Here is a 19,118-nt window from a genome sequence, read left to right on the forward strand (position 1 = left end):
AATTTTAAAAAACATACATTTAAGGCTTTTAAGACTGTCGAGAAACCTATTTTTTTAGATGCAGGTTTCTTTTTTGTATTAATTCAAAATGTCGGAACTCCATTTTCACCGTTACCAATGTCATATCTACAAACCCCTCTCATTCTGTATAATCTCAAGGGAATTCAAGACACAAGCCTGAGATCGGGAGGATTATAAGAAATTGAGTATAGAGAACAAATATAAAGCACTTGAACTGGAAAAGCCGGGCATCTACGAGCTGGAGGGACTGGAAGTCGGGGTCACCTCTAATTGCAACTTCAAGTGTGATTACTGCTGCGCATATCAGCGGAACGACGGACAATGCATCAGCAGCAAAGAGGTCATAGGTATTATTGATGACATTCCAACGTTAAAACGTGTGCGACTGTCCGGGGGCGAAGTAACCTTAAAGTATGACGATTGTCTGGACATCGTGGCTCACTGTTCGAGCAAGGGAATTGCAACCCAGCTTAATACCAATGCGAGCTTGCTTAGCCCTGAACGAATTGAGAAACTGCGTGACGCAGGGCTTTCCAATATTCATATCTCCTTTAACTTCACGGATGCCGATAAATATGCAGCCTATTATCATGTTCACCCTCGTATGTATGAGAAAATCGTTCAAAATATCTGTTTGTGTACCGAAGCCAAGCTGGAAACGGTGCTGGAGACATTGTTATTTGAAGAGACGCAGAACAACATGCCAGCGATCAGTGAAAAGGTTTACGAACTCGGTGTACGCATCCATGAAATCCAAAACAGCATCGTGATGGATCATACGAATTGGAACGCGATCTCCACCAAGGAAGCACTTGTCCGTTCCGTTCATGACCTGATTGCGCATAAAAAAGACGATACTGTGTTGTATTTTACCTGTATGGACCGTTTTGCTGAGGCGCTGGGCTTCAAGGAGCAACCGGGGGTATACTTTTCCAACTGTGTTGATGGTAAGAAGCAGCTCCATCTACACGGGAACGGGGACATCCTGATCTGTGAACTTTGTCATCCTGTGGTTATCGGTAATATCTATAACGGAACGTCCTTAAAGGATATTTACAAAAATAAGCCCAAGCAGCTTCAGGAGTTTCTCGACAAACTGCCTTGTCCTGCATTTGATGCGCTTTTTCCTGAAGGAAGCATGTAGTAGATATGATTTGAGATGATGAGGCGATAAGCATCTACTACCCTAACAAGTAGGGTGGTAGATGTTCTTCATGTAACTCCACGAGTCCTTTATTATTTGTTTTAATGAAAGGGTTTACATGTTAAGATATATAAAAATGCAAGCTTCTTATGAAAGAAGGAGTAGATATGAGATATAGAAATGTAGGCAACAGCGGTCTTAAAATTAGTGAAATCGGACTGGGGAGCTGGTTAACGTACGGTACGGCCGCCGAACAGGAAGCAGCTCATACCTGTATTGCCAAGGCCTTTGAACTTGGGATTAATTTCTTTGATACCGCGAACGCGTATAACCGTGGAGAAGGCGAGAAGGCTATGGGAGCCGCATTGAAGCCTTATCGGAGAGAGAGCTATGTGCTTTCTACTAAGGTGTTCTTTCCTATGGATTCCGGTCCCAATGACAGAGGGCTGTCACGCAAGCATATTATGGAGCAATGTGAGGCGAGTTTGAAGCGGCTCGGCACGGATTATATCGACATGTACTTCTGCCATCGTTATGATCCAGATACTCCGTTGGAAGAGACACTGCGGGCACTAGATGATCTTCAGGCTCAAGGCAAGATCTTGTATGCTGCGGTCAGTGAATGGAGTGCCGCCCAGCTCACGGATGCCTATGGTATCGGAAAAAGGCTGAATCTGCGGCCGCTGATTGCCAATCAGCCGATCTATAATATGTTCGAGCGTTATATCGAGCATGAGGTCCTTCCCGTATCCGGGCAGGTAGGCATCGGCCAAATTGTATTTTCACCTCTAGCCCAAGGCATCCTCACGGGTAAATACAAACCGGGACAACCTATACCGACGGGTAGCCGCGGGGCTGATGCTTCTGTCAATAATGTCATCAGCAGTTATATGAACGATACCGTTCTCAACTGCGTTCAGGAGCTGGATCAGCTGGCGAAGGACTTGGGTATCACCCTGTCACAACTCGCGCTTGCCTGGATTCTGAGAGAACCGGGGATCAGCGCTGCACTGATTGGGGCTACTAAACCGACACAAATTGAAGAAAATGTGAAGGCAGTCGAGGTGACTTTGCAACCGGAGACCTGCGCGAAAATTGAGCAGATTCTGAAGCAAGCAGAGGGATTTGAGCCTTTGCGCTAAGCATTCACATGAGCCTCTCTAGAGGGAAGCCATCAATAACAAAGTCTCGCTCTTCCTGTTCCTTAACAGAGAAGGGCGAGATTTTTAACTTGCTTCAAGCATCGCATAGATGCCTGAAATCATACTAAGTGCAATCCCGCTCACTAAAACAAGGATTTGCTTCTTACTGAGATCCAGCGGATCAAAAAAGATGGGCAACAGCCATTTTAGACTGATGACAGCCCATAGACCTTCCACCAACCCCAATATCAATACCTTTTGCCCCCAGTGAAGCTTCATCTGCGGTGTTAGCGGACCTTCAAGAAACAGGTCACCTGAAGTATGAATATTCCAAGAAACGATAACTACGAATATCACAAGCGTTAATAATGTTGACATAATATAAGTGATATCTTTTTTAGCCTTTTTCGTGAGTTTGGGCGATTTTTTAAACTCAGGGAAGCCGATCAGGAAAAAGACGATTCCTACGATAATAGCCACCCCTACAGAGGAACCGAGTATAATATTCGCTATAATGCCGATGCCATTGATGAGTAATAATAAAATAGGCTCTCCCCCTTTGGGGCTACGATGATAGTTATTTTATTGTACACGCAGGAACGGAAATGCTCAAATATTTGGAAAAGCCCCGGGCACTTTTTTGCCAGAGACTTTTGGGCGTATGACTGATTATAAAGCTGCTTTAATGACTTTTTTATAGTACAGAATGGATAGAACTCCAAAAATGGAATATAGGGCAGTGTATAGTACCATTACGATGATCATAGGCATCCAAACTTCGGTTCCAAACAAGAACCAGCCGGATTGGACGGCGAAATAGCTGTGTGATAGGCCAATCACTAACGGAATGCCGAAGTTAAAGAGTTGTTTTATTTTAATGCCTCGCAGCAGGTCACTTTGGGTGAAGCCTAACTTTCTCAATACAGTATAATTGGCCTTTTCGTCTTCGCTCTCATCCATCTGCTTAAAATAAAGGATACAGCCTGATGTAATGAGAAAGGTCAGTCCCAAAAAGCCAACAACAAACATGATCACTCCCATATTTCTCTTCTGATTGCTGCTCATTTCAAGGCGAGATGATTGTTGATCATTAAAATTCGCAGCTGCAAAGAGGCGATCAGCTTCTTCAATCTGTGCTCCATTAAGTATATCAATTCCAATATACAAGGATGACTTCTTTTGAATCTCTGGATTTACATCTTTCTTTAACCGCTCAAAGATGGTTTCGTCTACAATGGCAGTGGGTAGTCCCCCGGCTGCAAAATAGTAAGGAATTACATAATCCTTTTTTAGACCCACATATTGTTGAGGTATGACTTCTGTTTTTCCCTTCAAATCCAAGGGTCCAAAGTCTTTCAAGGACATGAATTTCTGTAACATATCATTATAGCCCGTTAAAACCGTTTGGCCTGGAGATACATCCGTACCCTTCACAGATTGGTCGCTTACGACAGGCAGTGTCATGGAATCCGTACCATCATTTAATGGTTCCATAGGAGTCTCCATAATTTGTGCTGTCTTCACACTGACTTGAATCACTTCAATTTTCTTTTCACGATACTGTATATCATGCTGATGAAGTAACGCTTTGAATTTCTCCGCATCCGGCACATTCGTCATGGCAAAATGGGAAGGTACATTGTCCTCAGCTGCTTGATCCGCAGAATAATAGGCGATATAGCTTAAGGATAGTAAACCGATAGCAAGTGCCGATACTGTCGTAATAATGGTTAACAACAAAGCATTGGATTTCATGCGGAACATAATGGATGAGAGGGACAGCACCTCATGGATGTTTAAATATCCGCCTTTGCTTTTTCTAATGATATTGGAAATAAAGCGGATGGATCCTTTATAAAAAAGAAATGTTCCGATGATGACAGAGCCCAAAATAAACACCATCGCCATAAATAGTTCATTTAAGGATGTAAAATCTCCACCAAATAATCTGGAGGAAACATAGTAACCTAAGGCGATAAGCGAGATGCCAATGATCCCGATGATCATCTCAAAGATCGTTATTTTCTTGATTTTCCCTTCGGTGGTTGAGGTCACTCGGAACAAAGACAAAATACTTTGTCTTTTGATAAAAGAATAATTCATGATCATGATCAGTAAGTAGATGACAACAAAAACGATGAGTGTTTGAGTCAGTGCTTGGTTAGAGAAATATAGAGTGGCAATGGCTTCGACACCCGTCGTCTTAAATAAGATCATGATCACTAGTTTGGAAAAGGAGAATCCAACCCCTATTCCGACGAAAAGCGAACCGAAGTATAAAATTAAGTTTTCAGCACTTAGAATGCGAAAAATTTTGTTTTTAGTCATTCCAATCAATTGAAATAAGCCAATTTCTTTACTGCGTCTTTTTATAAAAATATTATTAGCATACATAAGGAAAATGCAGACAATAGCGACCAGTAAAACAGAAGCTGCCCGTATGGAGGCTGCACCTTTAACAGAACCCTTCACTTCGTCCATGGAGGGATCGTACTGTAATGTGACGAAGGAGAAATAGAGCGCAACACTGAAAATGAGAGCAAAAACATAGAGATAATAATTGCTCAGGTTTTTTTTCAGATTTTTTAGAATGAGTAGATTAATGTTCATGTTGAACCCCGCCTAAGACCGCTTGGGTTTTCATGATATCCTGGAAGAAGCTTTGTCTCTCCTGCACGCCTTTATGAAGCTGCGTGTACATTTGCCCATCCTTGATAAAAATAACGCGACTGCAATGGCTGGCTGCAACCGGATCGTGCGTGACCATAATAATGGTTGCCTTGCGCTTTTGGTTCAGCTGACCCAGCTTGTTTAATAGATCGGAAGCTGATTTCGAATCCAGCGCACCCGTAGGTTCATCGGCAAAAATAATCGTAGGCTCATGGATAAACGCTCTAGCCGCAGAGGTACGCTGTTTCTGCCCGCCTGAGATTTCATTGGGGTATTTGTCCTTGAGCTCATAAATCCCCAGTTCTGTAGCGACTTCCTGAAATCTTCGGTTAGCCTCTTTTTTAGGCGTTTTGGTGATAGATAGCGGCAAGAGGATGTTTTCCTTCACGGTGAGCGTATCCAGCAGATTATACTCCTGAAAAATAAAGCCTAAATGCTTTTTGCGGAATTCAGCCAGTTGCTTTTCTTTCATTTTCGTCATTTCGATATCATTGATCTTAATGGAACCGTGGCTCACTTTATCAATGGAGGAGAGGACATTTAGCAGTGTGGTTTTACCTGAACCGGAGGCTCCCATAATACTGACAAATTCACCTTCTTCAATAACGATATCTATTCCCTTCAAAACCTCCTGCATATTTAGCTTATTACCATAGCTTTTGTGAATCTTATGGGCTTCTAAAATATTCACTTCGATGCACTCCTTATTGTTCTTGTAGCCTTATTATAAAAATCGTGCCGATGATTTTCCTTTGATTGGGCGAACAGTATATAAAAGCATGTGACATCTCTGTCACATGCTCAGCATACTTACGAAATCATTTCGTTTGGGGAAAATTAAAGTGAAGGTAGTACCCATGTTCGGTTTGGAGTGCACATCTATATGTATGAGCAGGGACTGCGCTGCCTTTTTCGTTAAATATAACCCCATGCCCGTCGAAGTATGATCAGAATGTTGGGTCGTGGATGTAAAACCTTTCTCGAAAATACGAGGTATATCCTTCGGATCAATACCGCGCCCAAAGTCTTGGACCTCAAGCTGTATTCGATCCCTTTGTTCATAGCTGTGAATGATAATATCGCTGGCATCGCTATATTTGATGGCATTGGTTAAGAGCTGTCTGATGATAAAAGCCAGCCATTTGGCATCACTTAGCACTTCCATTTGCTCAAGTCGGATGTCAAAACCGATCCCTTTTTGGATGCACCATGACTGTAATGCTTTGATTTCTTTAAAAACCAGAGATTTTAAATCCACTTGCTCGACATATAGATCATTTTCAATAAAAGATATGCGTTTGTGATGGAGCTGTTGATCCAGCAGTAAGTGAATTCGTAGCCATTCATAGGTTAACTGAGCTTTTAGGGACTTGTCGTCCAACCGCTCAATCATCAAATGCATGGTGGTTAAAGGTGTTTTTACCTCATGAATCCAGGTTAGTAGTTCATCTTTTTCATGTTCAAGTGTCAGTTGATTTTGCGAGATGATCTGTTGTAACCGTTCGGTCTGGTCAGTGATTTTTTGTTCAATGATTTGCTCAAACGGACTCTCCGGTTGGCCTATACCCGTTAGTTCTAGAGGGCTCTCCCATTCTTCTAATGTGGTATAGAATTTAGTTTCCTTGAGATAGCGAATGATTAAAAAAACCAGGAAAATCATCATAGATAAGAAGACGATATAAAGGATCGGCATTAATGGAATTGCTGCATCCACATAAGCGATGAACAGGATCAGGAATTGCTGACACACAAACAGTAGAATCCAGCTCAACCTTTCCCTCAGATATTTTTTAATCATAGGCAGGTGCCTCTTCTGTAGCCATATAGCCTTGCCCCACTTTCGTTTCAATGAAACGGCCCAAATCCAGCTCGTCCAATTTTTTACGCAGGCGGTTCAAGTTGACGGTCAGGGTATTGTCGCTGACAAAACGTTCATCATCCCAGAGGCTTTTAATTAATTCCTCTCGTGCGACAATTTTATTTTTTTGTTCAATCAGCAGCTTCAAAATAAAAATCTCGTTCTTGGTTAATTCGATGGAGCCAGCCTCATTGGCTACTACATTTTTTTCATAATCGACCGTCGCTCCACGCCATGTTTTCAGGGAAACAGGTTCTGTATTGTAATTGTATACACGGCGAAGTGTGGCCTGTATTTTTGCAATCAGTACGTCAAAATGGAAGGGTTTTTGGATAAAATCATCCGCTCCAAGCTGCATCGACATCACCATATCCGTAGGGTGATCCCGCGATGATAAGAAGATGATCGGGACGTTAGAGTGGGATCGAATCATTCGACACCAATGAAAACCATCAAATTTCGGCAATTGAATATCAATCACGACCAGATCAGGCTTTATCGTTGTGAATTCTTGAATGACTTTACTAAAATCCTGTATACCGTACACATCATAGGCCCATTGAGTTAACCTGTCCTTTATTTCATGGAACAAAGTTTCATCATCTTCAATCAGCAAGATTTTAAACAACGATTTCACCACTTTTTAATTTTTTTATATAAAGTGTATAGCAAAATTTGTTTATGTGCTATATGGGGTTGAATCAACTTGATATTGCGATAATCTGCTGTTAATAGTTGAGGTTTATAGTTGGTTTATATCTACAATCTCATACCGTTAAAAGGATGGATGCATGGATGGGGATTCACACCTATTTTCGATCGCTAAATGAGTTGGAAAGAATTATCCGTTGTCCGGGCAAGTTTAAATTTGAGGAACATAGTGTATCGGCTCATTCCTGGAAAGTAGTACAATATGCCAAAACGCTAGCTGATATTGAAGAGAGAAACGGTGTCTGCATTGACTGGAAAAAGCTATACGAGATTACCAGCAGTCACGATTATGGGGAGATTTTTATTGGAGACATTAAGACGCCTGTTAAGCATTCCTCCAAGGAACTCCGGCTATTAATCCAGCAGGTCGAAGAAGGTATGATTGAGTATTTTATTGAAGAGAATATTCCCGAGGATTTTAAAGCGATTTTCCGCAAACAGCTAAGAGAAGGTAAAGATGATTCTGTTGAAGGTTTAATTTTAGAAGTAGCGGATAAAATGGATCAGGTGTATGAAGCATTTGCCGAGCTTCAGCGGGGAAATACGGAAAAAGAATTTATCGTGATGTATCGCAATGCGCTTGTAAAAATCAAAAATATTAAATTGAAATGCGTTGAATATTTTTTGGAAAATATCCTACCAGATATGGTAAAGGAAGAAACGCCTTCATCCATTGATATCAAAAAGATTACGGAAGAGGCTTTAGCTCTGTAAAAGAATTTCCTTACTATCTTTCAGAGGCTGTGAAGCGCTTCTGTTCATACATAATCATAGGCTTATTTGTAATAAGCAGCTCCTAAGTAAAATTAAAGAGCCAAAGCAGCAGTTGATTGAACTGCTACTTTGGCTTCTTTTAGATTGAGAAGCACGGAAGAGCTATGCTTATTTTGAAAATGGATTCGGGAAGTTGGTTTTAGTGGCTGCATTTTGTTGCTTGGTATTGCCAATTCCCAGTTCACCATTTCTATTAAATCCCCAGGACCAGACCGTCCCATCGGCTGTCAAAGCATGGGAGTGGGTTCCTGCTGCACTGAATGCTACTACATCGGTTAGTGGCGTGTTTGTGTCATCTACAACTTGGGATGGGACTTTAACAGAAAATACATCGGTCCCGTCACCTACCTGTCCTTCATTATTAGTTCCCCAACCCCAAAGAGTTCCGTCATTTTTCAGCGCGAAAGTTTGGGTTTTGCCTGCCTTCAGTCTATTTACGTCGGAAATGTTGATCAATACAGGTGATCTTCTAAAGGTAGAGGTTCCATCCCCCAGCTTACCAGAAGTATTGCTACCCGAAGCGTATACTTCCCCGCTGTTCGTTAATACATAAATACGGTCAGCTCCAGCGGTAAAGGTTTTGATATCATCAATTCGGTATTGAACAGGGGTAAGCTGGTTTTCTTTATCGTCCTGTCCCAGAGCGCCATCATAACCACGCCCCCATACCCATAACTGATTATTTTTGTCTAGAGCTGCGCCAAAACTGTCACCAGCGTCAATGGCTACAATATCTTCTAAGCCTTGTACCTGGACAGGCTTAACGGAAAAGGCGGAAACTCCTTTGGTGCCAATGCCCAGTTGCCCAAAGTTGTTTTCTCCATAAGCCCACACCGTACCGTCATTTTTGAGGGCAAGTGTAAATTGACCTCCTGCTCTCACTTCCTTAACATTATCAATATATTTGTTTTTAACAGGGACTTTTGCCGTATCCCGCTTGTTCCCCGTTCCTAGTTCGCCGTAACTTGCAAACCCCCAAGACCAGATCGTTCCGTCTTTTTTGAGCAAGGTTGAGTGCAAATCACCAGCATCAATCATAGCGATGTCAGATACATCTGCTTGTATCGGGCTTGTTTTATTATTCCCTCCGCCAGCGCCCACGCCGAGCTTGCCATTGCCGTTACTTCCCGTTGCGTAAAATGAAGATCCATCTTCCATAGCCAAGTAAGCGTTAGTGGTCCCTGCTGAAAGCAAATGGTCGTAATTCACGGTAGAATCGGCGCTTGCCGTAATGGAGCTCCCCACTAGAAGTGTTGATGCGGCAAGAGCGGTTAGAGCGAGTTTTTTTAACATATAAACTACACACCTTTCGAAATAGTAATGGATGAATACATGATGAAAGCAACCAAATTGTTCCTGTTACGTCTTATTAGTAATTCGCAAATGATAAACCAGATTAGGGAGGATCACTGATGAAAAAAAGAGTTTCTGTCCTTGTCTTACTTATGGCAACATCATTGTCCGCATGCGCTAAAACCGAATCGGCGCCGCCAGTTAAACAACCTCATAAAAATGAAGTGGTGGTTCAATCCATTTTTGATCTAGAGCGCCTAGAAAGCACAATGGTGTATACGGGGCGTGCTAAAATTAAAAGCATCGAAAAAATGGATAAAGAAATCGAGCAACCATTGGCCGCTCCCAGCATGAACTACTTGATCCGATTTGAACAGCCAGTTCAATTTGCTCAAGAACTACCCCAAAGTGACGATCCAACGGAGAAGCCTATTCAATCGGTCTATATATCCGTTCCAGATACACATATTTATAAGCAGATGGATGGTCAGCGGAGGCAATTAATCCGTCCAGCAAAATTACAGGCAGGGCAATCCATTGAAATCTCCTACGTGTACCCTGCAACACCTGTTTTCCTGGCATTGGAAATTACCGTATTGGATGATTTGTAGAGGAGGCCGGTAGGGCCTCCTTACACCTATGAAAGCACGTCATAAGGCTTAGGTGATATTAATGAGTTTTACCATGTTGTAGATATAACGTGTTTGCTCATATTTGACCATAGTGCCTGCAGAATTTTTGACCTGAATGCCGGACGAGCCTCCACCATCCAGAAGAATGGCTTCGAAACAATCCTGCTTGATAAAATAGTTGCGAAGTTGTTTCAGTGTTGCATTTTCATGAACAACCAGATAGACCTGCCAAATGTTATTGACAACTTTGAAGCCCAAGCCTGTCCGTCCGATGGATTCGGTGTATCGCAGGGTTCCGTTCAAGTCGAAATTTTCAATCTCTTTCAGCTCCTTGAGCCATACATCTTCCTCATTTTTCAGTGATAGACTACCGCCGCTAATAATGGATTTGTACTTAATTGCCGTTCCCATTTGTTTTTTGAGATCCGTCACACTTGAAGTACGGGTAATCCCTATTTTTGTTTTGTTGCTTTCCGTAAAAATAAATGCAGTACCCCGACTATTCTCTTTGGCATTTGCCTTAATATCGTGAGTATTATTAGGTGTCACCGCAATGGATAAACCTTGAGTCGGCGGCGTTGTAGTGCTGATAGGGTAAAAGAAGCCCCCATTAATCCCGTAGTCGGTTTGCTGTGTGATCCGGCTTCGAATATTTTTATTTTGAATATTCGAGGCTGGCGTAATGATCACATGGAAACCATCAGACGTTTTGGTGTAAGAGTAGTTTGCTGGCATGGGAAACCTCCAATTAGATGATTTTGAAACAGAATCTCGCGCGATAATTCGTTTCTCATATATATAGGAAATTTACAGCAGCCTTTTACAACCCTGAAATCAAATTTTTTAAAAAAAATTTGAACATCATATACGACACCACTTGACTTAAAGTTAACTTTAAGTAGTAACATACGGGGTGTAACGTGGTGATTAGGAAATACGTAACTATTCTGACAATTTAGGAGTGATAGAATTGAGAAAGAAACAACTGGGTAACAGCGACCTTCAAGTATCTGCTCTAGGGCTGGGCTGCATGGGGATGTCTGAGTTTTATGGTGAGTTGAATGATCAGGAATCGATCAAAACACTTCATCGTGCGTTAGAGCTGGGGATCAACTTTTGGGATACTGCCGACACCTACGGTGTGGGGAAAAATGAAAAACTGATCAGCCAAATCCTGCGGAGCCACCGGGATGAGGTGGTGTTGGCTACCAAATTCTCCATTATGCGCGGAGAGGATGGGGGATTCCTGGGTGTTAGTGGCCGTCCTGAATATGTAAAACAGGCATGTGATCGCAGCTTGCAAAGATTGGGTGTAGATGTGATTGATTTGTACTACCAGCACCGGGTCGATCCGAATGTGCCTATTGAAGAGACAGTAGGGGCGATGAGTGATCTGGTCCAAGCGGGAAAAGTCCGCTATCTGGGGCTATCTGAAGCGTCTCCTGCACTGATCAGACGTGCTCATAAGGTACACCCGATTACAGCGTTGCAGACAGAATACTCCTTATGGAGCCGGGAAGCAGAAGATGAAGTGATACCGACATGTAAGGAGCTGGGCATCGAATTTGTGGCCTACAGTCCACTGGGACGCGGATTTTTGAGCGGGCAAATTCAGAAGTTTGATGATTTCGCAGAAGATGATTTCCGTCGCACGGTGCCGCGTTTTCAGCCTGAGAATTTCCAAAAGAATCTGGATCTCGTGCAGCATGTTAAGGATCTTGCGGCTCAAAAAGGAGTCAAGCCTTCTCAGCTTGCTTTGGCCTGGCTACTTGCACAAGAGGGAATTGTACCAATCCCCGGCACCAAACGGGTCACGTATTTAGAGGAAAATGCAGGAGCAGTTGATGTGGGCTTGTCCGCAGAAGAAATGGAGACGATTAACGCCATCATCCCTAAAGGAATGGCAGCCGGCCTTCGTTACCCGGCAGAGCGGATGCCAAATTGGCAAGCGGAATAATAAGAATCACGAGATAACCCCTTAAGCCGTCTTTAACACGAATCGGCGTGAAAGACGGCTTAAGGACTTTATATATAAGCAGGAACGTGCTTCGTATAATGCCGAAGGCATCCTTTTACAAAACAGGAGCTTGCAATGCAGTATTGATATTTTGCAGATCCACCGACAGCTGCTCTTTTACGTTCCAGGGGTGATACCAGCCACGTTCGATCATGTACGTTGAAATTTGCTCATGCATATCGATAGCTTCATCCAGTTGTTTTGTAAGCATAGCTTTAATTTCTGGAGTTCCCGCTTCCGTTACGGCCATAGCGTAATTTCTCACACCGCTTTTGGCGGTGTTTAAAAAATCAGCAGCAATCACTTGGTCGGTTAACGTATTGAGTCCGGTCAAATACTCCAAGAGTATATTCATTGCTCCACCTCCTGTGATGACGAGGCTTGATTTAAAACATTACTCAGCTCTTGCAATTGTCGTGTTGTTAGGTCAACGTCCTTTTGCAAAATAGCTTTGAGGGCCGGATCTGAGATCAATGCTTGCATTGTTTTAGATTTAGTAAGACACACTGTTTTGAATGCTGACAATTCATGGACTTCAAGTGTTTCGTGCAGGCCATACACCATATAACATTTGCCTCCAGTCCAATATATAGTTAAGGTTTAAGTACAACTTTGATGCAATTGTCTTGTCTGGTATCGAAAATTTCATATCCGCGCTTGGCATCGCTTAGTGGAATGACGTGTGTGACAACGTCGCCAGGGTCAACCTTACCCGTATCTATCAGCTCATACATGTAAGGCATATAGTGAATAACGGGGGCCTGTCCAGTTCGTAAATTAACATTTCGCTGAAAAATGTCTCCCATCGGAAAACCGTTATATCGACCGCCGTATACCCCGGTAACTTGAATGGTGCCGCCTTTGCGGACAGCCTGTGTAGCTATGACTAAGCCTCCCAAAGCTCCACCGTGAAGTTTAAGACCTGAAGCCAAGGATTCCAGCGGAGACATTTTGCCGCTCATGCCGGAGCAGTCAATAACTACGTCTGCGCCTCCTTTGGTCATCTCCTTCAGATAGTTGCCGACGTTTTCTTGCGATTCCACATTCACGATCTCCACATGATTGGTGCGCTTTGCGTGTTGCAGACGATAATCCAGATAGTCTGCCGCAATGACTCGTTTTGCCCCTTTGAACCAGGCGAATTTTTGCGCTAATAGACCTACTGGTCCACAGCCAATAACAATGACAGTATCCCCAGCCTTCACTCCGGCATTATCGACGCTCCAAAATGCAGTAGTCATAGCATCAGCAATCAGGCAAAGCTTCTCATCAGAATGTTCGCAACTCTCCGGAATTTTGAAATGAGTGAAGTTGGCAAAAGGCACACGTAAATATTCAGCTTGTCCACCTGGATATCCACCGGTTGTTCCGGAATAGCCAAAAAAACCGCCCATCTCTCCATTTTCATTCGAATGATCACATTGGCTTTCCAATTGGTTTTTACAGTAAAAGCATTCACCACACGCGATGTTGAACGGAATGATCACGCGATCTCCCTTTTTCAAGTTAGTCACGCCGCTGCCGACTTCTTCTACAACCCCCATCGGCTCATGCCCAATTACATAATTCTCTTGTAGATTCGGAATCATTCCATGAATGAGATGCAGATCTGAACCGCAAATAGCGGTTGTTGTCAGTCTGACAATCGCATCATCGGCTTTTTGAATACGTGGGTCCGGAACGTCTTTAACGACAACATTTTTGATACCTTGGTAGGTCACTGCCTTCATGCCTGCTTCCCTCCAATATGTTCGTCCGGCGTGCGGTCAAACATACCTTTGCGTGTGGTATCGTCTGGGAACAGTTTCATCTTGCTAATGTCCACCGTCTTATTGGCTGACAGTTGATCCAATTGATATTGCTTTTGCAAATCATAGGGATGAAACCATTTTTTTCGTACCATCAGTTCAGTAATTTCCTGATGAAGCGCGATACCTTGATGCAGTTGATGGCGCAATAGGGTTCTGGCATCGGTAGAGACGGTTTCTGTTAAAGCTACTGCTGTGTTCCGAACCCCTTCCTTGACGCGAACCAGAAAATCCATTGCAAGTGTCGTGTCTGCCATTTCGGGCATATTTAATGAGTTTTTTGGGTCCACATAATCCATTTTGGCGGACTGGGTCTGGCTAGGTGTCACATCATTCACCTCAATTTAAAATTGGTGTTGGACGGGAGTCAGGAACAGGTGCTTGAAACGGTGCTTTAGCGTAGATTGCTTGCAAATCAGCAATAGCCTGAATAGATTGCTGAACATCTTTTTCCATTAAATCCTTTAGCTCTTGATCGAATACTAAGCCCTGCATTAATTTGGACTTGGCTAAACATAACGTTTTGAAGTTAAGCACTTCATGGATCTCTAGGGACTCATGCGCCGCTAATGTAGGCTGTTGGCTTATCATAGGATCACCTTTCTTTTATGATTCTCGAAGGTATGTTGTCCAGCATAACTAGGTTTATTCCGAAAGGATCGTTCTATTCGGCTTCAACCTTGCCAAGTGCTTTTTTAGCGGGTCCCTCAATTACTTCGCCTTGATATGAAAAGCGAGAGCCATGACATGGGCAATCCCATGTTCTTTCCGCCTCGTTCCAGTCAACTTCGCAGCCCATATGGGTGCACGTTGTGTCCACTAGGTGCAGTGTCCCCTGTAAATCTCGGTAAGCGCCTGCCCTTTTGCCATTCAGCCGAATGACTGCCCCTTCGTCTTGCTGGAGTTCTTCGGCTTTTTTGTGGCTGATTCCCAGCTTCCCGGCAATCAAGTGTTTAGCTACATTCGCATTTTGTGTCACAAATGTTTTAATGTCGGGGTCCGCATGAAATCTTGAAGGGGAGAAAAGATCCTGATACGGGCTTTCCTTTCTGGTAATCAGATTCGTATTTAATAAAGCCGCTGCGACACTTGTGGTCATCCCCCATTTTCTATAACCCGTAGCCAAGAGGATGTTAGGAACATCGGCTAATTCCTGCCCGATATAAGGGAGCTTGTCTAACGAATACAGGTCCTGGGCCGACCAGCGATAGACGATTTCCTTTAATCCAAATGTTTGCTCTGCGAACTTTTCTAAGGCTTCATAGTATTGAAATGTGCAGATTCCTTGACCCGTTTTGTGGCCTTCGCCACCGACGATGACCATCGGTTCATCGTTTATTAGTACAGATCGAAGCGAACGTTTGGGGGTTTCTGCACTTAGGTACATACCACCCGGATAGGTTTTGTCCGTCTTGACCGCTAGTACATAAGAACGTTCGGCATGCAATCGCGCAAAATAAAGACTATTGGGATCATTAAACGGAAAATGAGAGGAGGATACGACATGGTTGCAGGTAATTTTATGCCCGTCGCTTGTTTTAATGATGGCAGGGTTTCCTTTATCCACACCCACAACGGTAGTCTGTTCATAGATTTTCCCGCCTTGCCGAATGACTTGATTTGCCAAATACCTTAAGAAAGGAACCGGATTAAACTGAGCCTGGTTTTCCATCATAATAGCTGCTTTAGTTGAGAAAGGCAGAGGTGTTTGTTCGACATAACTTCCCGGGATGCCAAGTTCCTTGTAAGCTTTATATTCATCGGATATTTTTTCCACATGTGTATCTGAACTTGTATAAACATAGGCATCTTCTTTTGTAAATTGACAATCAATATGATACTCTTCTACCGTTTGTCTGATGAATTCAAGAGCATCACGGTTGGCTTCGTAATAGAGCCGGGTTTTCTCCTTGCCAAAATGTGAAAGAAACTCGCTGTAGATCAAATCATGCTGTGCGGTAATTTTGGCGGTCGTATGGCCTGTCGTTCCATGAAGTATCCGCCCTGCGTCGACGACTGCGACGTTTAGTCCTTTTTTGGACAGTAAATAAGCAGTGGTAATACCAGTGATCCCCGCACCTACAATAGCAACATCCACCTGAATATCTTCACTGAGCTTGGGAAAACTGGGGATGTCAGTTGAAGCTAACCAATACGATTCTGGAAATTGCGGAAAGGCGACATGATTTTCATCTTGTTTCATTTTCACAAGCACCCCTTTGACTACAATTATTGTATACATTGTTATCATTGTATGATTTTATATACCCTAAAAAGGGATACTTTCAGCCAGCCTTCATCTTGTTTTCAGCCTGACTGGGTACAATCAAGGCAATTTTCCCGGGGAGGATGCATAACTAATGAAAACAAAGACGAAAAAGACGGTTTGGATTCCGGCAATCATTGCAGTTACGGTAGCGGCTCTACTCGTAATCTACTATTACTACATGTCCTCGGTTTCCGGTGGCAAGCCTGGCATGCGACCTCCGGGAGGCGGCAATGTACCAGGGCACATGGGCGGAAGTCCCGGAGGAAAAGGTGGTGGGGGAAACGGAGAAATATTTAACACCTTGGGAACGATCTCCGTTTTTCTTGGGGCGGCCTCTTTCTGTTGGTTCTGGTTTAAGAAGAAACTGAGATCACCGTCAATGTTGGTTCAAAAGGCCGGAAAGTTGTTTCACTCCTTGCATAAACTGCTGGGTTGGGCGACCTTGATTCTTATTGCCGTTCATGGTGTCTATTTCCTGATTACCAAATTTCAAGATCACAAAACCTACTCCGGCCTAGCAGCCTTTGCTATTATACTGGCTATCTCCGGGTACGGTTTCTATATTAATAAAGTACGTAACAAGTGGATGCGAACCATCCATCGTATACTTGGACTGCTGTGGGTTCCCGTGCTGCTACTGCATGTCGGCGGAACAGCAATTATGGCGGTCATCGCCACTCTTGCCGTGGGGGGACTAGTCTGGACAATCGACAGAATGGCGGAGAAAACGATGAAGCCTGTCGGAGGGGACACTCTATAATTTTATGGGATGGTGTTACCTTCATCCGGGGGAGAACAAGATGCTGGCGGAGGCGGTTGATATATTGGTTGCGGTTACATTCTTTCCATTGTACTAGAAACTCCTACGTTCTTAATAGGACGTAGGAGTTTGTTTTATTTAATGAGTATGAAATAAAACAAGCTAGTTACCTAATTCGAGTGCGAATTGTCCTAGTATATGAAAAGTAGCAGAACAGAAGTTTATGCTCTTCCGTTAACCAGAATAACGTTAGCTTGAGTTCCTGTTTGACGCAGCTTAATTAAGGGCGCGTAGTCATCGGAATAATAGAACTGCTTGGCAGCCTCGTAAGTCGGGAATTCGTGAACTACGACTATTGACGGCTTCCATGTGCCTTCCAGTGTCTCGGGCTGTGGATCTAGCGTAAGGTTGCGGAATCCCGGAACTTCCTGCAGCAGCGCATCTGCTAGCTCTGCGTATTGTTTGAAAACAGCTTCTTCCTCTACTTTTATATCTACGATAACATATGCGCTCATATCCATTCTCCTCTGTATGTCGGACGGTGATCATACGTCCTAGGATTTCGCCGGCGAGCATCTTTAGCTTAATCCGACACGCGGAGATTGTAAATTAGGCACTTTTTTTATCCTCAGTTTCATTTATTACACCGGTTCGTTATTTCAGGTTTGAAAAGTCGGAGAGATGATGCTCGGCCTGAAACCGTTCTCCCCAAGCCTTCATTTGGGTGAGTATTGACTCAAGCGAAGCTCCGAGCGGGGTTAGCGAGTATTCCACTTTAGGCGGAACAAGGTGATGAACTTCACGGAGAATGAGATTGTCTGCTTCTAACTCTCGTAGTTGGAGGGTCAGCATTTTTTGAGTGGCCGTGGGAAGTGCCCGCCGCAGTTCTTGAAACCGCTTAGTTCCACCCAGCAATTCGTACAGAATGATTCCTTTCCACTTTCCGCCGATAATGCTCAAGGTTACTTCCACCGGACAGCCTTTAGTCGGCGTGCAATTAACTCCATTGTTCAGCCGTTTTCTCAACGATATCATCCCCTTTCACTTTGTTATTATACCAATATTATACTTGGCAGTTTAGTTCAGATACAACGATCCAAGGCAGCACTTGACTTCAAGTTAACTTTAATAAGCAGCATCTAGTAGAAAGCCGAGTAATTCCAGCCTTATATCCCCAAAGCCGTCCTTAACGCGGATCGGCGCGAAAGGCGGCTTTGGAGATATACATATGCAACTAAGGACGTGGTTTGAAAATGCCGAATGGCCGTCCTACAGGCAGGAATGTACGGCCAAAATGTGCATTCAGAACAGCAGCTCCTGTACCGTACAGCGAGAGTAGACCAATGCCCATTTCAGCATAAGCAGCGATGGTGTGGAACACCTCTGGGGCGAGGCCGAATGCATCGAAGCTAAGGCCGAGGAACAGAAAATCAATCAACACAAAAATAAAAAATAGAACCTTGTGCGTCTCCATTGCTCCAATGGTCATGAAGAGCGTAAAGATGAGATAGCCGGCAAAGGCAACGCCGAGCTGCCTACCATCCACCGCTGATGCCAGCTCTGAGCCGAATACGCCCATTTTAATCATCCAGCTACTAGCTACGGCTAACCAGAAGAAGGCGTAAGCGCCAAATGCCGTCATGCCAAAGGTGTTGTTATGCTTTGCATCCTGAATGCAGGCAAACAGCTGTGCAAAGGCACCAAGGAAAATAGCCCAAGGAATAATAAAGCTCAAGCCTTCAGTGAGACCAAGCTTTTGGGATGAAGCTACAAGCGTAACAATGGCCAAGCCAAACAGGCCGATCGCGCTCGGATCGGCCGTTATGATTTTTACGTTAGAATGAGATTCATTTTGCATGAAAAAATAGAAGCCTCCAATAATATTTAAGTACGTGTCAATCTGCCGATGCCAGAATCACACTGACATATTGTAATGGAAACCAACCTACTTCGCATAGTAGGGAAATCATAAAATTCCTCCCGATCTGTTAGTAATGGGGCAAGAATTTATGGAATGGT

At 43.6% G+C, this 19,118-nt stretch carries 22 protein-coding genes; 6 read left to right on the plus strand and 16 right to left on the minus strand.

Going from position 1 to position 19,118, the window contains the following annotated elements:
- Positions 1-202 precede the first annotated feature (202 nt).
- On the plus strand, positions 203-1,165 hold the full coding sequence (locus tag ACXHJ2_RS24625; RefSeq protein WP_165082142.1) for a radical SAM protein: 963 nt from the start codon (positions 203-205) through the stop codon (positions 1,163-1,165).
- 167 nt (positions 1,166-1,332) lie between these two features.
- Entirely contained in the window at positions 1,333-2,307 is a 975-nt protein-coding gene (locus ACXHJ2_RS24630) for an aldo/keto reductase family protein (RefSeq protein WP_165082140.1), read from the plus strand.
- 84 nt (positions 2,308-2,391) lie between these two features.
- Here the strand turns inward: ACXHJ2_RS24630 and ACXHJ2_RS24635 are convergent, their stop codons facing one another.
- The 5 genes from ACXHJ2_RS24635 to ACXHJ2_RS24655 all read right to left on the minus strand — a co-directional run bounded on the left by ACXHJ2_RS24635 (position 2,392) and on the right by ACXHJ2_RS24655 (position 7,463).
- Positions 2,392-2,787, minus strand: coding sequence for a hypothetical protein (locus ACXHJ2_RS24635; RefSeq protein WP_013373802.1), 396 nt, complete (start codon positions 2,785-2,787; stop codon positions 2,392-2,394).
- A gap of 189 nt (positions 2,788-2,976) precedes the next feature.
- Positions 2,977-4,917: an ABC transporter permease gene (locus tag ACXHJ2_RS24640; RefSeq protein ID WP_165082138.1), complete on the minus strand. Its 1,941-nt coding sequence runs from the start codon at positions 4,915-4,917 to the stop codon at positions 2,977-2,979.
- On the minus strand, positions 4,907-5,668 hold the full coding sequence (locus tag ACXHJ2_RS24645; RefSeq protein WP_013373800.1) for an ABC transporter ATP-binding protein: 762 nt from the start codon (positions 5,666-5,668) through the stop codon (positions 4,907-4,909). Before ACXHJ2_RS24645 ends, ACXHJ2_RS24640 begins: the two co-directional genes overlap by 11 nt.
- 102 nt (positions 5,669-5,770) lie before the next feature.
- Complete coding sequence (locus ACXHJ2_RS24650; RefSeq protein ID WP_165082136.1) at positions 5,771-6,775, minus strand: sensor histidine kinase; 1,005 nt, start codon at positions 6,773-6,775, stop codon at positions 5,771-5,773.
- Entirely contained in the window at positions 6,768-7,463 is a 696-nt protein-coding gene (locus ACXHJ2_RS24655) for a response regulator transcription factor (RefSeq protein ID WP_013373798.1), read from the minus strand. Before ACXHJ2_RS24655 ends, ACXHJ2_RS24650 begins: the two co-directional genes overlap by 8 nt.
- Positions 7,464-7,630: 167 nt before the next feature.
- Between ACXHJ2_RS24655 and ACXHJ2_RS24660 the strand changes: the two genes are divergently transcribed.
- The gene (locus tag ACXHJ2_RS24660) at positions 7,631-8,260 is read left to right on the plus strand and encodes a YfbR-like 5'-deoxynucleotidase (protein WP_025675722.1); all 630 of its coding nucleotides are present in this window, start codon (positions 7,631-7,633) and stop codon (positions 8,258-8,260) included.
- 168 nt (positions 8,261-8,428) lie between these two features.
- Here the strand turns inward: ACXHJ2_RS24660 and ACXHJ2_RS24665 are convergent, their stop codons facing one another.
- On the minus strand, positions 8,429-9,613 hold the full coding sequence (locus ACXHJ2_RS24665) for an RCC1 domain-containing protein (RefSeq protein ID WP_165082134.1): 1,185 nt from the start codon (positions 9,611-9,613) through the stop codon (positions 8,429-8,431).
- Between the two features lie 119 nt (positions 9,614-9,732).
- Between ACXHJ2_RS24665 and ACXHJ2_RS24670 the strand changes: the two genes are divergently transcribed.
- The gene (locus ACXHJ2_RS24670) at positions 9,733-10,224 is read left to right on the plus strand and encodes a hypothetical protein (protein WP_090889118.1); all 492 of its coding nucleotides are present in this window, start codon (positions 9,733-9,735) and stop codon (positions 10,222-10,224) included.
- A 48-nt stretch (positions 10,225-10,272) separates the two neighbouring features.
- Here ACXHJ2_RS24670 and ACXHJ2_RS24675 read toward each other — a convergent pair whose 3' ends face one another.
- The gene (locus ACXHJ2_RS24675; RefSeq protein ID WP_174821028.1) at positions 10,273-10,980 is read right to left on the minus strand and encodes a phosphodiester glycosidase family protein; all 708 of its coding nucleotides are present in this window, start codon (positions 10,978-10,980) and stop codon (positions 10,273-10,275) included.
- Between the two features lie 235 nt (positions 10,981-11,215).
- Here ACXHJ2_RS24675 and ACXHJ2_RS24680 point away from each other — a divergent pair, with 235 nt between their 5' ends.
- Positions 11,216-12,202: an aldo/keto reductase gene (locus ACXHJ2_RS24680; RefSeq protein ID WP_165082132.1), complete on the plus strand. Its 987-nt coding sequence runs from the start codon at positions 11,216-11,218 to the stop codon at positions 12,200-12,202.
- A 115-nt stretch (positions 12,203-12,317) separates the two neighbouring features.
- Here ACXHJ2_RS24680 and ACXHJ2_RS24685 read toward each other — a convergent pair whose 3' ends face one another.
- From ACXHJ2_RS24685 to ACXHJ2_RS24710, 6 genes are all read right to left on the minus strand, one after another.
- On the minus strand, positions 12,318-12,617 hold the full coding sequence (locus ACXHJ2_RS24685; RefSeq protein WP_016822558.1) for a spore coat protein: 300 nt from the start codon (positions 12,615-12,617) through the stop codon (positions 12,318-12,320).
- Complete coding sequence (locus ACXHJ2_RS24690) at positions 12,614-12,826, minus strand: hypothetical protein (protein WP_025366193.1); 213 nt, start codon at positions 12,824-12,826, stop codon at positions 12,614-12,616. Before ACXHJ2_RS24690 ends, ACXHJ2_RS24685 begins: the two co-directional genes overlap by 4 nt.
- Positions 12,827-12,855: 29 nt before the next feature.
- Positions 12,856-13,992 (minus strand): zinc-dependent alcohol dehydrogenase, encoded by a 1,137-nt coding sequence (locus ACXHJ2_RS24695; RefSeq protein ID WP_107733684.1) that lies wholly within the window; start codon positions 13,990-13,992, stop codon positions 12,856-12,858.
- Positions 13,989-14,369, minus strand: a complete 381-nt coding sequence (locus ACXHJ2_RS24700) for a spore coat protein (RefSeq protein WP_090889294.1) — start codon at positions 14,367-14,369, stop codon at positions 13,989-13,991. Before ACXHJ2_RS24700 ends, ACXHJ2_RS24695 begins: the two co-directional genes overlap by 4 nt.
- Positions 14,370-14,409: 40 nt before the next feature.
- On the minus strand, positions 14,410-14,661 hold the full coding sequence (locus ACXHJ2_RS24705; protein ID WP_016822564.1) for a hypothetical protein: 252 nt from the start codon (positions 14,659-14,661) through the stop codon (positions 14,410-14,412).
- A gap of 73 nt (positions 14,662-14,734) precedes the next feature.
- Positions 14,735-16,273 carry an FAD-dependent oxidoreductase gene (locus ACXHJ2_RS24710; RefSeq protein WP_165082130.1) on the minus strand — a complete coding sequence of 513 codons (1,539 nt, stop codon included), beginning with the start codon at positions 16,271-16,273 and terminating at the stop codon, positions 14,735-14,737.
- Positions 16,274-16,430: 157 nt separating this feature from the next.
- Here ACXHJ2_RS24710 and ACXHJ2_RS24715 point away from each other — a divergent pair, with 157 nt between their 5' ends.
- The gene (locus ACXHJ2_RS24715; RefSeq protein WP_165082128.1) at positions 16,431-17,099 is read left to right on the plus strand and encodes a hypothetical protein; all 669 of its coding nucleotides are present in this window, start codon (positions 16,431-16,433) and stop codon (positions 17,097-17,099) included.
- Positions 17,100-17,320: 221 nt separating this feature from the next.
- Here ACXHJ2_RS24715 and ACXHJ2_RS24720 read toward each other — a convergent pair whose 3' ends face one another.
- From ACXHJ2_RS24720 to ACXHJ2_RS24730, 3 genes are all read right to left on the minus strand, one after another.
- On the minus strand, positions 17,321-17,614 hold the full coding sequence (locus tag ACXHJ2_RS24720; RefSeq protein ID WP_165082126.1) for a DUF1330 domain-containing protein: 294 nt from the start codon (positions 17,612-17,614) through the stop codon (positions 17,321-17,323).
- A gap of 139 nt (positions 17,615-17,753) precedes the next feature.
- The gene (locus ACXHJ2_RS24725) at positions 17,754-18,125 is read right to left on the minus strand and encodes a winged helix-turn-helix transcriptional regulator (protein WP_185156521.1); all 372 of its coding nucleotides are present in this window, start codon (positions 18,123-18,125) and stop codon (positions 17,754-17,756) included.
- 208 nt (positions 18,126-18,333) lie between these two features.
- On the minus strand, positions 18,334-18,957 hold the full coding sequence (locus ACXHJ2_RS24730; protein WP_165082122.1) for an acetate uptake transporter: 624 nt from the start codon (positions 18,955-18,957) through the stop codon (positions 18,334-18,336).
- Positions 18,958-19,118: the final 161 nt, after the last annotated feature.

This window comes from Paenibacillus sp. ALE3, assembly GCF_054113405.1.

What these genes read in the sequence shown, in the direction of transcription:
- ACXHJ2_RS24685 (WP_016822558.1), bottom strand. Translation starts at nt 12,617, where the DNA reads ATGAATATACTCTTGGAGTATTTGACCGGACTCAATACGTTAACCGAC.
- ACXHJ2_RS24695 (WP_107733684.1), bottom strand. Translation starts at nt 13,992, where the DNA reads ATGAAGGCAGTGACCTACCAAGGTATCAAAAATGTTGTCGTTAAAGAC.
- ACXHJ2_RS24690 (WP_025366193.1), bottom strand. Translation starts at nt 12,826, where the DNA reads ATGGTGTATGGCCTGCACGAAACACTTGAAGTCCATGAATTGTCAGCA.
- ACXHJ2_RS24630 (WP_165082140.1), top strand. Translation starts at nt 1,333, where the DNA reads ATGAGATATAGAAATGTAGGCAACAGCGGTCTTAAAATTAGTGAAATC.
- ACXHJ2_RS24700 (WP_090889294.1), bottom strand. Translation starts at nt 14,369, where the DNA reads ATGGATTATGTGGACCCAAAAAACTCATTAAATATGCCCGAAATGGCA.
- ACXHJ2_RS24730 (WP_165082122.1), bottom strand. Translation starts at nt 18,957, where the DNA reads ATGCAAAATGAATCTCATTCTAACGTAAAAATCATAACGGCCGATCCG.
- ACXHJ2_RS24640 (WP_165082138.1), bottom strand. Translation starts at nt 4,917, where the DNA reads ATGAACATTAATCTACTCATTCTAAAAAATCTGAAAAAAAACCTGAGC.
- ACXHJ2_RS24675 (WP_174821028.1), bottom strand. Translation starts at nt 10,980, where the DNA reads ATGCCAGCAAACTACTCTTACACCAAAACGTCTGATGGTTTCCATGTG.
- ACXHJ2_RS24705 (WP_016822564.1), bottom strand. Translation starts at nt 14,661, where the DNA reads ATGATAAGCCAACAGCCTACATTAGCGGCGCATGAGTCCCTAGAGATC.
- ACXHJ2_RS24670 (WP_090889118.1), top strand. Translation starts at nt 9,733, where the DNA reads ATGAAAAAAAGAGTTTCTGTCCTTGTCTTACTTATGGCAACATCATTG.
- ACXHJ2_RS24665 (WP_165082134.1), bottom strand. Translation starts at nt 9,613, where the DNA reads ATGTTAAAAAAACTCGCTCTAACCGCTCTTGCCGCATCAACACTTCTA.
- ACXHJ2_RS24710 (WP_165082130.1), bottom strand. Translation starts at nt 16,273, where the DNA reads ATGAAACAAGATGAAAATCATGTCGCCTTTCCGCAATTTCCAGAATCG.
- ACXHJ2_RS24720 (WP_165082126.1), bottom strand. Translation starts at nt 17,614, where the DNA reads ATGAGCGCATATGTTATCGTAGATATAAAAGTAGAGGAAGAAGCTGTT.
- ACXHJ2_RS24650 (WP_165082136.1), bottom strand. Translation starts at nt 6,775, where the DNA reads ATGATTAAAAAATATCTGAGGGAAAGGTTGAGCTGGATTCTACTGTTT.
- ACXHJ2_RS24660 (WP_025675722.1), top strand. Translation starts at nt 7,631, where the DNA reads ATGGGGATTCACACCTATTTTCGATCGCTAAATGAGTTGGAAAGAATT.
- ACXHJ2_RS24715 (WP_165082128.1), top strand. Translation starts at nt 16,431, where the DNA reads ATGAAAACAAAGACGAAAAAGACGGTTTGGATTCCGGCAATCATTGCA.